Below are 12,587 nucleotides of genomic sequence, written 5' to 3'. Positions count from 1 at the left end.
GGTGACGAACGGGAGTCGTGCGGTCAGGAGTTGACGGCCGGGATCACCTTCGTGCCGTAGGCGTCGATGGTGGCCTCCTGCGCGTCGTGCATGTCGTACAGCGCGAACTGGTCGACGCCCAGCGCGCGCAGGGCGTTCAGCTTCTCGATGTGCCGCTCGGCCGGGCCGATCAGGCAGAACCGGTCCACGATCTCGTCGGGCACGAACTCGGTGTCCGGGTTGCCGCTGCGCCCGTGGTGGGCGTAGTCGTAGCCCTGCCGGGCCTTGATGTAGTCGGTGAGTTCGCCGGGCACCTGGGCGGAGTGCTCGCCGTACTTGGTGACCAGGTCGGCGACGTGGTTGCCGACCATGCCGCCGAACCAGCGGCACTGCGCGCGGGCGTGGGCGAGGGCCTCGGGCGAGTCGTCGGCGGTGACGTAAGCGGGGGCCGCCACGCAGACGGTGACCTCGTCGGGGTCGCGCCCGGCCGCCCGGGCCGCGTCCTTGACGGCCTTCACCATGTACTCGGTGAGGTAGAGGTCGGCCAGCTGGAGGATGAAGCCGTCGGCCTCCTCGCCGGTCATCTTGAGCGCCTTCGGGCCGTACGCGGCCATCCAGACGGGGAGCCGGGCGCCCGGCCCGACCCAGGGGAACCGCACGACCGTGCCGCCGCCGAGGTCGGCGCAGTCGCCGCGGCCGAGGGCGCGGATCACCTTCATGGCCTCGCTGATCCGCGCGAGGGTGTTGGGCCTGCGGCCCGCCACCCGCATCGCGGAGTCGCCGCGGCCGATGCCGCAGACGGTGCGGTTGCCGAACATGTCGTTGAGGGTGGCGAAGGTGGAGGCGGTGACCTCCGGGGTGCGGGTGGACGGGTTGGTGACCATCGGCCCGACCGTCAGGCTCCGCGTCCGGGCGAGGATCTGGCTGTAGATCACGAACGGCTCCTGCCAGAGCACGGCGGAGTCGAAGGTCCAGCCGTGGGTGAAGCCGTTGTCCTCGGCCCGTCGCATGAGGTCGATGACGCGGGAGGCCGGCGGGTCGGTCTGCAGGACGAGTCCGAAGTCCATGGGCGCCACTCCTAGTTGAGGTACTGACAGGTGGAGCGCGGGGTGTAGACGCCGTGCCCGGCGTGCCCGGTGTACTCCCGCTGGTCGATGACGGGTTCGCCGCGCGAGAGGACGGTCTCCACCCGGCCGGTGGTCCGCTTGCCCTCGTACGCCGAGTAGTCGACGTTCATGTGGTGGGTCTCGGCGGACATGACCTGCTCGGCGTGCGGGTCGTAGATCACCACGTCGGCGTCGGCGCCCGGGGCGATGGTGCCCTTCTTCGGGTAGAGCCCGAACATCCGCGCCGGGGTGGCGCAGGCGATCTCGATCCAGCGGCGGCGGGAGATGTGCCCCTCGACCACGGCCTGGTGGAGCAGGTCCATGCGGTTCTCCACGCCCGGCATCCCGTTGGGGATCTTGGAGAAGTCGCCGCGGCCCAGCTCCTTCTGGCCGGTGAAGCAGAACGGGCAGTGGTCGGTGGAGACCACCTGGAGGTCGTTGGTGCGCAGGCCCCGCCACAGCGCCGCCTGGTGTTCCCTGGGCCGCAGGGGCGTCGAGCACACGTACTTGGCGCCCTCGAAGTCCGGCTCGGCGAGGTTGTCGGTGGACAGGAACAGGTACTGCGGGCAGGTCTCGCCGAACACGTTCAGGCCGTCGTCCCGGGCCCGCGCCAGTTCGGCGAGCGCCTCGGCCGCCGAGACGTGCACGACGTACAGCGGTGCGCCGGCGACCTGGGCGAGCCGGATGGCGCGGTGGGTGGCCTCGGCCTCCAGCAGCGCCTTGCGGACCTCGCCGTGGTGGCGCGGGTCGGTCTCGCCGCGGGCGAGGGCCTGTTCCACGAGGACGTCGATGGCGATGCCGTTCTCCGCGTGCATCATGATCAGCCCGCCGTTGCCGGCGGCGCGCTGCATGGCGCGCAGGATCTGGCCGTCGTCCGAGTAGAAGACCCCCGGGTAGGCCATGAACTGCTTGAAGGAGGTCACGCCCTCCTCGACCAGCAGGTCCATCTCCTTGAGCGTCTCCTCGTGCACATCGGAGACGATCATGTGGAAGGCGTAGTCGATCGCGCAGTTTCCCTCGGCCTTGGCGTGCCAGGCGTCCAGGCCCTCGCGCAGGGAGTGGCCGACGCTCTGGATGGCGAAGTCCACGATCGTGGTCGTACCGCCCCAGGCGGCGGCGCGGGTGCCGGTCTCGAAGGTGTCGGAGGCGTAGGTGCCGCCGAACGGCATCTCCATGTGGGTGTGGCCGTCGACGCCGCCGGGGATGACGTACTTCCCGGTGGCGTCGATGGTGCGGTCGGCGGTGAACGCGGCGGCAGCGGGGGTGCCGGACGCCGCCAGGGCGGCGATGCGGCCGTCCTCGATGAGGACGTCGGCGTGGATCTCGTCCGACGCGGTGACGACGAGGCCACCGCGGATGACGGTACGGCTGCTCATGCTGCTCCCTTGGATCACTCGGCTTCGGTCACGGCGCGGTCAGCGGCGTGTACGCGCCCGGCGCCCGGTCCCGGTAGAACTGCCAGCGGTCGCGGACCTCGCGGAGTTTGGCGAGGTCCAGGTCGCGTACGACGAGTTCGTTCTCCTTGTCGCTCGCGACCTCGCCGACGTACTGGGCCTCGGGGTCCACGAAGTACGTGGTGCCGTAGAAGTCGTTGTCGCCCAGGTCCTCCACGCCGACCCGGTTGATGGCGCCGACGAAGAACTCGTTGGCGACGGCCGCCGCGGGCTGCTCCAGCTGCCACAGGTAGCGGGACAGGCCGCGGGAGGTGGCCGAGGGGTTGAAGACGATCTCGGCGCCGGCGAGGCCCAGCGCCCGCCAGCCCTCGGGGAAGTGGCGGTCGTAGCAGATGTAGACGCCGATCCGGCCGACGGCGGTGTCGAAGACGGGCCAGCCGCTGTTGCCCGGGCGGAAGTAGAACTTCTCCCAGAAGCCCCGCACCTGGGGGATGTGGGTCTTGCGGTACTTGCCGAGGTAGGTGCCGTCCGCGTCGATCACGGCGGCGGTGTTGTAGAGGACGCCCGGCTGCTCCTCCTCGTACATCGGCAGGATCAGCACGATGCCGAGGGCGCGGGCGAGGGACTGGAAGCGCCGCACGGTCGGGCCGTCGGGAATCCGTTCGGCGTAGTCGTAGAACGCCTTGTCCTGCACCTGGCAGAAATAGGGGCCGTAGAACAGCTCCTGGAAGCAGAGGACTTGGGCGCCCTGGGCGGCCGCGTCGCGGACGGCCTGCTCGTGCACCTGGATCATGGATTCCTTGTCGCCGGTCCAGGCGGCCTGGAAGAGGGCGGCTCGGATCACTCGGCTCATCGAAGCCTCCGGTTGGTGGGTGTCCGGTGAGCCTAGGAAGCGGTCGGGCGCGGTTCGACGGGCAGCGTGTCACGTCCCCGCAGGGTCGGCGTGCCACCGTGTCATGTCTTCGTGGGCCCATGTTTCACCGCCGTTTTCCCAGGTGGTCTCAGGTTTCAGCGTTGTTGCGCGTCATGCGCGAGAAGCGCGATGTGCACCGAGGCGGCCTGCTCGAAATCGTCCAGGTCGACGCCGAGGCGGTCCTGTATGGCTTCCAGGCGGCGGTAGAGCGCGGGCCGGGAGACATGGTGGAGCCGGGCGGTGCGGGACTTGTTGCGGCCGGTCGCCAGATAGGTGCGCAGCACGCCGAGCAGTTCGGGTTCGGCCGTGCACAGCAGCCCGTCCAGCTCCCGTTCGGCGAAGGACTGCACATGCGGGTCGTCGCGCAGCAGCCGGACCAGGCCCCGCAGATGGACGTCCTTCAGCCGGACGACGGCCGGCAGGCCGAGCGCGGCCGCGGAGCCGGCGACGGCCTCGGCGACGTGCCGGGCCTCGCGCAGTCCGGCGGGCACCTCGTCCCAGACGGTGCGCGGGTCCGCGGCGGCGACCACGGCGTCCGGCCGTCCGGTCGCCTCGCGCAGCCGGGCCGCGAAGAGCGTGAGCAGGGTCTGCGCGGGCCGGTCGCGGGGCAGGCTGAGCAGTACGGCGGTGACCCCGTCGGACAGCTCGCCGGCCAGCCCGGCCAGGCCCAGCACTCGCAGCATCCGGTCGAGCACGGCCGGTTCGGCGTCGGGGACGACGAGCGGCACGAAGGTGCGCAGATTGACCGGCAGCCCGGCCGCGCGGGCCCGCGGCAGCAGCTGCCGGGCCGGTACGACGCCGGAGACGAGGTCGGTGAGCAGGCTCTGCGCGCACTGCTCCTCCCAGCTGTGCGCGGAGCCGCCGCCGAGCATCCGGTGCAGGACCAGGGCCTCGGCGGCGCGGTCGGCGAGCAGCCGTCCGGTGGCCGCCTCGCCCCGGTAGCCGCACAGCAGCAGCCGGCCCCAGCGCTCGCCGCGCCCGCCGAGTTCGGCGCGGATCCACTCGTCGCCGGCGCCGCCGGTCTGCCGGGCGATGCGCTCCCAGTCGCGCAGCACGTCGTCCACCGCGGACCGCTCCCCCGCGGTGGCGAGGACGCGGTGGGCGAGATTGGTGACGACGACCGGGCAGCCGCCGTGCCGGGCGACCTCGTCCAGCAGCCGTTGCAACGGGGCGCCGGCCGTGATCAGCGCGGTGAGGTCGGTACGGACCGTCTCGGAGAGGCTGACGGCGGCGAACTTGCGCCGCAGCAGCAGGGACTGGACCTCCTCGGTCAGCTCGGCGAAGGGGAAGGGACGGTGCAGGACGACCAGCGGCAGCCCGCAGCGCTCGGCGGCCCGGCGCATCACCTCGGGCGGCGCGGGAAAGGCCCGGCCGAGGCCGAGGACCACGGCGGCGGCCTCGGCGCGGTGCAGGGACCGGATGTACTCGGCCTGCTTGGCCTCGTCGCCGGCGAGGAGCACACCGGTGGTGAGCACCATCTCGCCGCCGGTGAGCATCACGCCCACGTCGGCGGCCTCGGCGACGTGCACCCAGCGCACCGGCCGGTCCAGGCCGCCGGCGCCCGCCACCACCTCGGGCCGGCCGGCGAGGACCCGCTCCAGGGTCAGCACCTGGCGGACCGAGAGGGCGGGTTCCGGCGGGGCGGCGGGTCCGGGTCCCGAGGTGGTGGTCATGGCCGTATCCCCTTGGTGCTCGGCGGTGCCGGGTGTTCCCTTCGGTGTCAGTACGCGCTCCGCAGCGCGCTTTCGAGGATGGCGGCGCCCTCCTCGGCCTCGGCGACGGTCAGCGACAGGGGCGGGGCGATGCGCAGGGCGCTGGTGTCGTGGCCGCCGCCCTTGCCGATGAGCAGGCCTCCGGCGCGGGCCGCCTCGAGGACGGCGGCGGCCGCCTGCGGGTCGGCCTCGTCGGTGCCCGGTTTCACCAGCTCGATGCCGATCATCAGCCCGCGTCCGCGGACCTCGCGCACCCCGGGCAGCTGGGCGGCGACGGACCGCAGCCGCTCGATGAGCAGGCCGCCGACCCGGCGGGCGTTGCCCTGGAGGTCGTGTTCGAGGAGGTAGGTGAGGTTGGCGAGGCCGGCGGCCATGGTGATCTGCGTGCCGCCGAAGGTGGAGATGCTGTTGGCGTCGAGGCAGTTCATGATCTCGGAGCGGGCGATGACACCGCCGATGGACATGCCGTTGCCGATGCCCTTGGCGAAGGTGACGATGTCGGGCGGCCCGCTGCGGGCGTGCGCCTGCCAGCCCCAGAAGTGGTCGCCGGTGCGGCCCCAGCCGGTCTGCACCTCGTCGGAGATCCACAGGATGCCGTACGCGTTCAGCAGGGCGCGGAATTCCGCGTACAGTCCGTCGGGCGGCGAGGTGAATCCGCCGACGCCCTGGACGGGTTCCGCGATCAGCGCGGCGGGCGGACGGGTGTGCCCGAGGACGTCCTTCAGATCGGCGACGCACGCGTCGATGAAGGCGCGGTCGTCCAGGTGGGCGAAGGGGCCCCGGGTGCGGACACCGCCGTGCACGTACAGGGTCTGGAGCGGGGACAGCGAGGTCGGGGACCAGCTGCGGTTGCCGGTGATGCCGACGGTGGAGAAGGAACGGCCGTGGTAGCTGTTGCGCATGGCCAGGACGGTGTTGCTGCGCCGGTAGGTCGTGGCGAGCAGCAGGGCGGCGTCGTTGGCCTCGGTGCCGGAGGTGGTGAAGAAGACGCGGGCGTCGGGGATGCCGCTCACCTGGGCGACGCGCTCGGCGAGTTCGACCATCGGCCGGTTGAGGTAGAGGGTCGAGGAGTGCAGGATGCGCCCGGCCTGCTCGCTGACCGCCTTGGTCACCTCGGGCAGCGCGTGCGCGGTCATGGTGGTGAGGATGCCGCCGAAGAAGTCCAGGTAGCGGCGGCCGTCGGAGTCCCAGACGTGGCGGCCCTCGCCGTGGGTGATCTCGATGGGGTCGTCGTAGTAGAGGGCGAGCCAGTCGGGCATGACCCTGCGGTGTCGGGAGTAGAGGTCGCTCACGGCTGCACCAGTCCTTCGTAGGCGTCGGGACGGCGGTCGCGGTAGAAGGCCCACTGCTGCCGCACTTCGTCGATCAGGTCGAAGTCGAGGTCGCGGACGAGGAGTTCGTCGGCCTTGTCGCCGGCGGTGTCGCCGACGAACCGGCCGCGCGGGTCCACGAAGTACGAGGTCCCGTAGAAGTCGTTGTCGCCGTACTCCTCCCGGCCGACCCGGTTGATGGCGGCGATGAAGTACTCGTTGGCGACCGCGGCGGCGGGCTGCTCCAGCTGCCACAGATGGCTGGACAGGCTTCGGTGGGTGGCCGACGGGTTGTACACCAACTGTGCTCCGCCGAGGCCCAGTTGCCGCCAGCCCTCCGGGAAGTGGCGGTCGTAGCAGATGTAGACGCCGACCCTGCCGACGGCGGTGTCGAAGACGGGCCAGCCCAGGTTGCCGGGTTTGAAGTAGTACTTCTCCCAGAAGCCCTTGAGCTGGGGGATGTGGTGCTTGCGGTACTTGCCGAGGCAGGTGCCGTCCGCGTCGATCACGGCGGCGGTGTTGTAGTAGAAGCCGGGCTGCTCGACCTCGAACACCGGGGCGACGATCACCATCCCGGTCTCGCGCGCGAGCTGCGCCATCCGGGTGACGGTCGGGCCGTCCGGCACGGGTTCGGCCCAGCGGTAGTGCTCCGGCTCCTGGACCTGGCAGAAGTAGGGGGCGTTGAAGACCTCCTGGAACCCGATGATCCTCGCGCCCCGGCGGGCCGCCTCGCGGGCGTGCTCCTCGTGTTTCGCCACCATGGACTCGGTGTCGCCGGTCCAGGTGGCCTGGACCAGAGCGGCGCGGACGACGTTGGCCATGAGCTGCTCCTTCGACACGACGTCAGAGCCTCTACGCCCGTAGAGCAGGCCGTAGAGGCACGAACGTAAGCCTCTTGGCGCCCCTTGCCAAGACCATTGCCGTCAAGCCTCGGAGTCGATCCTGTTTCGCACTCCTGTGGGTGAGCGCGGGCGCGGCCCTCAGGCGGCGGCCAGGGTGCAGTGCGCGGCGAGGTCGTCCATGGACAGGCCGAGCACGGCGGCCACGGCGGCCACGGTGAAGAACGCCGGGGTCGGCGCGCGTCCCGTCTCGATCTTCCGCAGGGTCTCGGCCGAGACGCCCGCCGCGGCGGCGACCTCGACCATGCTCCGGTCGCCGCGCGCCGCACGCAGCAGTCGCCCGAGCCGCTCTCCGCGGTCGCGCTCTTCGGGGGTGAGGGGGGTGCGCACCATGCGTCCATTGTGCCCGCCCCCGCCGTCCAATTAAAATACCGGTGCACCGCATCGTCGTGGTCGCGCGGCCGGCACCCCACGACGGCGGCCCGCATTCCCACCCCGGACGACCGGCCCGGCGGCGGTTCGCCCGGCCCCGCGGTGAGCCACCCACGCCCCGCCGACCCGCGGCCCAGCGGCCTCGGCGGCGATACGTTCGGCTTCGCGACCGGCGGTCGTCGGGGGCCGCCACAGCGACGGCCCCGCTCCCCGGGCCGGGGCGCGGACCCCGTACGCACACGGGTCGCCGTGTCCCGCAGGGGCCGCTTTCGGCCCCGTCGGCGAACATGCCCGCCCCCGGAGTTCATGCCATCGTGGGCATGAGCACCCCCCACCCCGGTTACCCGGCGGAGCCACCGTCAGCGAAGGAAAGCATCGCCATGACCAACGGCTACCCTCCTGACCCCTTCGGGGAATTCCTCGCCCGCTTCTTCAGTGGTGCCGCCGGCGGAGCCCCGGGCCCGCGCCACATCGACATCGGCCGGCTGCTCAGCCAGCCGGCGCGGGAGCTGGTCAGAGGAGCCGCCCAGTACGCCGCCGAGCACGGCAGCCGGGACCTGGACACCCAGCATCTGCTGCGCGCCGCCGTGGCCACCGAGCCCACCCGCAGCCTGCTGAGCCGGGCCGGTGCCGACCCAGACTCGCTCGCCACGGAGATCGACGACCGGGCGGGCCCGGTGCAGCACCCGCCGGGCGAGGTGCCGCCGCCGACCTCCCTGTCCCTGACCCCCGCGGTGAAGCGGGCCCTGCTGGACGCGCACGACATGGCCCGCTCCAGCGGCGCCGGGTACATCGGCCCCGAGCACGTGCTCAGCGCGCTCGCCTCGAACCCGGACTCGGCCGCCGGGCACATCCTGCACGCGGCCCGGTTCCCGGCGGGCGCGCTGCCCCCGGAGCCGCCGGAGAGCACCGGCCAGGTCCGCGTGGAGCGGCAGCGGCCCTCCACCACGCCCACCCTGGACAAGTACGGCCGTGATCTGACCGACCTCGCCCGGCAGGGCCGGATCGACCCGGTGATCGGCCGGGACACGGAGATCGAGCAGACCGTCGAGGTGCTGTCCCGGCGCGGCAAGAACAACCCGGTGCTGATCGGCGACGCGGGCGTCGGCAAGACGGCCATCGTGGAGGGCCTCGCGCAGCGGATCGCCGACGGCGACGTGCCGGACGGGCTCGCCGGGCGGCGGGTCGTCGCGCTCGACCTCACCGGGGTGGTGGCCGGCACCCGCTACCGGGGCGACTTCGAGGAGCGCCTGAACAACATCGTGGAGGAGATCCGCGCCAACTCCGACCGGCTGATCGTGTTCATCGACGAACTGCACACCGTCGTCGGCGCGGGCTCCGGCGGCGAGGGCGGCGCGATGGACGCGGGCAACATCCTCAAGCCCGCGCTCGCCCGGGGAGAGCTGCACATCGTGGGTGCCACCACCCTGGAGGAGTTCCGCCGGATCGAGAAGGACGCGGCGCTGGCCCGCCGCTTCCAGCCGGTGCTGGTGCCCGAGCCGACGGTGCAGGACACCATCGAGATCCTGCGCGGGCTGCGCGACCGCTACGAGGCCCACCACCAGGTCCGCTACTCCGACGAGGCGCTGGTCGCCGCCGTGGAGCTGTCCGACCGGTACCTCACCGACCGGCGGCTGCCGGACAAGGCGATCGACCTGATCGACCAGGCGGGCGCCCGGGTCCGGCTCGGCGCCCGCACCAAGGGCACCGATGTGCGCGCGCTGGAGCGCGAGGTGGACCAGCTGGTCCGGGACAAGGACCAGGCGGTCGCCGACGAGGACTACGAGGAGGCCAAGCGGCTGCGCGACCGGATCGCGGAGCTGAAGCAGCGCATCACCGAGACCAGCGGGGACGGCCAGGCCGACGAGGGCCAGCTGGAGGTCACGGCGGAGTCCATCGCCGAGGTGGTGTCCCGGCAGACCGGCATCCCGGTCAGCCGGCTCACCCAGGAGGAGAAGGAACGGCTGCTGGGCCTGGAGGCGCACCTGCACCAGCGGGTGGTCGGCCAGGAGGAGGCCGTCGCCGTGGTCGCCGAGGCGGTGCTGCGCTCGCGCGCCGGGCTCGCCAGCCCCCGTCGGCCCATCGGCAGCTTCCTCTTCCTCGGCCCGACCGGTGTCGGCAAGACCGAGCTGGCCCGCGCGCTCGCCGAGGCCCTGTTCGGCAGCGAGGACCGCATGGTCCGCCTGGACATGAGCGAGTACCAGGAGCGGCACACCGTCTCCCGGCTGGTCGGCGCCCCGCCGGGGTACGTCGGGCACGAGGAGGCCGGTCAGCTCACCGAGGTGGTGCGCCGGCACCCGTACTCGCTGCTGCTGCTCGACGAGGTGGAGAAGGCGCACCCGGACGTCTTCAACATCCTGCTCCAGGTGCTGGACGACGGCCGGCTGACCGACTCCCAGGGCCGCACGGTGGACTTCACCAACACGGTCATCGTGATGACCAGCAACCTGGGCTCCGAGGCGATCACCCGGCGCGGCGCGGGGATCGGGTTCGGTCCGGGCAGCGCGGACGCCGACGAGGAGGCGCGGCGCGAGCAGATCCTGCGGCCGCTGCGCGAGCACTTCCGGCCGGAGTTCCTCAACCGGATCGACGAGATCGTGGTCTTCCGCCAGCTGACCGGTGAGCAACTGCGGCAGATCACCGACCTGCTGCTGGAGAGCACCCGGCGGCTGCTGGACGGCCAGGGCGTCTCGGTGGAGTTCACGGACGCGGCCGTCGACTGGCTCGCCGAGCGCGGCTACCAGCCGGAGTACGGCGCCCGGCCGTTGCGCCGCACCATCCAGCGGGAGGTGGACAACCGGCTGTCCCGGCTGCTGCTGGACGGCACCATCTCCGAGGGCAGCCGGGTCACGGTGGACGTCGCGGACGGGCGGCTGGACTTCCGTGGTACGCCCGGGCCGTCGGCGCCCGCGCCCGAGGCCCGGCCGGCCCCGCCGCCCGATCCGATGGGCTGAGAGTCCTGCGGTGCCGGGGGCGGCTCGCTCCCGGCACCGCAGGGACGGGCGCTACGGCGCCGGGTCCACCACCATCGCCGAGCCGCCGCCGCGTCGTACCTTCTCGGCGGCGGCCAGCCATCTGCCGTCCGGGAGCCGCTGGACGCCGGTCGCGGCGCCGATCTCCGGGTTGCGGCTGAACCGGTGCCCGATGGCCTCCAGCTGCCCGCGCAGCGGGCTGTCGTACAGGGCGGGTTCGAGTTCCGTCCGGGCCGCGTTGCGCTGGCTGGCGCGGGGTGCGGCGATGGCGTCGACCAGCGGCAGCCGCCGGTCGAGGAACTCGGTCAGGGTCTGCAGGACGGTGGTGACGATGGTCGCGCCGCCGGGCGAACCGAGGGCCACCACGGGCCGGTTGTGCCCGTCGAGGACGATGGTCGGCGAGATGGACGAGCGCGGCCGCTTGCCCGGTCCCGGCAGGTTCGGGTCGGGCACGGACGGGCTCGCCGGGGCGAAGGAGAAGTCCGTCAGCTCGTTGTTGAGCAGGAAGCCCCGGCCGGGCACGGTCATCGCGCTGCCGCCGGTCTGCTCGATGGTGAGGGTGTACGACACGACGTCGCCCCACCGGTCGGCCACCGTCAGATGGGTGGTGTTCTGGCCCTCGTACGTCGTCGGGGCCGCCTTGCCGCCCTTGGCGCACGGCGCGGGGTGGTACGGGTCGCCGGGGGCGAGCGGGCTGGTGAGGACGGCGTCGTCCTTGACGAGGCAGGCCCGCGAGTCGGCGAACCGCTGCGACAGCAGCTGCTTGGTGGGGACCTTCTCGAAGGCGGGGTCGCCGACCCAGCGCCCGCGGTCGGCGAAGGCGATCCGGCTGGCCTCGATGAAGTGGTGCAGGTACTGCGCCTCGCTCATCCTGGACAGGTCGGAACCCTCCAGGATGTTGAGCGCCTCGCCGACCGTGGTGCCGCCCGAGGAGGACGGAGCGATGGAGTAGACGTTCAGACCGCGGTACGACGTCCTGGTGGGGGCCTGCTCCTTGGCCCGGTAGACGGCGAGGTCCTTCTCGGCGAGCTTGCCGGGGCGGGCCTTCCAGCCGGAGGCGGGGTCCACGCGCGGGTGTTCGACCGTCTTGACGATGTCGTCGCCTATGCCGCCGTGGTAGATCGCCCCCACGCCCTTCTGCGCCAGCTCCTCGTAGGTGCGGGCCAGCTCCGGGTTCTTGAAGGTGGAGCCGACGGCGGGCAGCTCGCCGCCCGGCAGGAACAGCTTGGCGGTGTCCGGGAAGTGACGGAACCGGGTCTCGTTGGCGGCGGTCTGGGAGCGGAAGGTGTCGTCCACGGTGAAGCCGTCGCGGGCGAGCCGCTCGGCGGGCCGCAGGACCGAGGCGAGGCCCCTGCTGCCCCATCGGTCCAGGGCCGTCTGCCAGGTGGCGGGCGTGCCCGGAGTGCCGACGCTGAGGCCACTGCTGACGGCGTCGTCGAAGGAGAGCGGCTTGCCGTTCTCCAGGAACAGGTCGGAGCCGGCGGACAGCGGGGCGGTCTCCCGGCCGTCGATGGTGTGGACCGTGCGCGTCCTGGCGTCGTAGTAGACGAAGTAGCCGCCCCCGCCCACGCCGGACGAGTAGGGCTCGGTGACGCCGAGCGCGGCGGCCGTGGCGACGGCCGCGTCGACGGCGTTGCCGCCGTGCTCGAGGACCTCGATGCCGGCGGCCGTGGCGCCCTTGTCGACGCTGGCCACGGCGCCGCCGTAGCCCACGGCCACGGGGGTCTTGCCGGCCGGTCCGCTCGCCCTCGGGGCGGGCGGTGCCGCGGCCCCCACCGTCACCATGGCGGCCGACACCGCCAGAACCGCCAGTCTGCGCGTGCCTGGACGACGCATCCGTACCTCCCGTCGGGACAGTTCGCGCAGCGTAACCAGATTGTCGCACTACCGACAGTACGCCTGGGGCACCCGCCACACGACCGTCACATTT

At 72.4% G+C, this 12,587-nt stretch carries 9 protein-coding genes; 1 reads left to right on the top strand and 8 read right to left on the bottom strand.

Going from position 1 to position 12,587, the window contains the following annotated elements; genetic code table 11:
* Positions 1–23: 23 nt before the first annotated feature.
* From FRZ03_RS17965 to FRZ03_RS17935, 7 genes are all read right to left on the bottom strand, one after another.
* On the bottom strand, positions 24–1,046 hold the full coding sequence (locus FRZ03_RS17965; protein WP_146466176.1) for a TIGR03842 family LLM class F420-dependent oxidoreductase: 1,023 nt from the start codon (positions 1,044–1,046) through the stop codon (positions 24–26).
* A gap of 11 nt (positions 1,047–1,057) precedes the next feature.
* Positions 1,058–2,461, bottom strand: coding sequence for a dihydropyrimidinase (gene hydA, locus FRZ03_RS17960; RefSeq protein WP_146466175.1), 1,404 nt, complete (start codon positions 2,459–2,461; stop codon positions 1,058–1,060).
* 28 nt (positions 2,462–2,489) lie between these two features.
* Positions 2,490–3,332: a nitrilase-related carbon-nitrogen hydrolase gene (locus tag FRZ03_RS17955; protein WP_146466174.1), complete on the bottom strand. Its 843-nt coding sequence runs from the start codon at positions 3,330–3,332 to the stop codon at positions 2,490–2,492.
* 155 nt (positions 3,333–3,487) lie between these two features.
* Entirely contained in the window at positions 3,488–5,065 is a 1,578-nt protein-coding gene (locus FRZ03_RS17950; RefSeq protein WP_146466173.1) for a PucR family transcriptional regulator, read from the bottom strand.
* 47 nt (positions 5,066–5,112) lie between these two features.
* On the bottom strand, positions 5,113–6,396 hold the full coding sequence (locus FRZ03_RS17945; RefSeq protein ID WP_146466172.1) for an aspartate aminotransferase family protein: 1,284 nt from the start codon (positions 6,394–6,396) through the stop codon (positions 5,113–5,115).
* A complete protein-coding gene (locus FRZ03_RS17940) occupies positions 6,393–7,235 on the bottom strand; it encodes a nitrilase-related carbon-nitrogen hydrolase (RefSeq protein WP_146466171.1) in 843 nt (280 codons plus the stop codon). Before FRZ03_RS17940 ends, FRZ03_RS17945 begins: the two co-directional genes overlap by 4 nt.
* 159 nt (positions 7,236–7,394) lie before the next feature.
* On the bottom strand, positions 7,395–7,646 hold the full coding sequence (locus FRZ03_RS17935) for a helix-turn-helix domain-containing protein (RefSeq protein ID WP_146466170.1): 252 nt from the start codon (positions 7,644–7,646) through the stop codon (positions 7,395–7,397).
* Between the two features lie 419 nt (positions 7,647–8,065).
* Between FRZ03_RS17935 and FRZ03_RS17930 the strand changes: the two genes are divergently transcribed.
* Positions 8,066–10,639 carry an ATP-dependent Clp protease ATP-binding subunit gene (locus tag FRZ03_RS17930; RefSeq protein WP_146466169.1) on the top strand — a complete coding sequence of 858 codons (2,574 nt, stop codon included), beginning with the start codon at positions 8,066–8,068 and terminating at the stop codon, positions 10,637–10,639.
* 51 nt (positions 10,640–10,690) lie between these two features.
* Here the strand turns inward: FRZ03_RS17930 and ggt are convergent, their stop codons facing one another.
* The gene (gene ggt / locus FRZ03_RS17925; protein WP_146466168.1) at positions 10,691–12,493 is read right to left on the bottom strand and encodes a gamma-glutamyltransferase; all 1,803 of its coding nucleotides are present in this window, start codon (positions 12,491–12,493) and stop codon (positions 10,691–10,693) included.
* Positions 12,494–12,587: the final 94 nt, after the last annotated feature.

It is taken from the genome of Streptomyces misionensis (genome assembly GCF_007896895.1).
In the GTDB taxonomy this organism is placed as follows: Bacteria; Actinomycetota; Actinomycetes; order Streptomycetales; family Streptomycetaceae; genus Streptomyces; species Streptomyces misionensis_A.
This window is presented reverse-complemented; position numbering and strand designations above follow the sequence as displayed.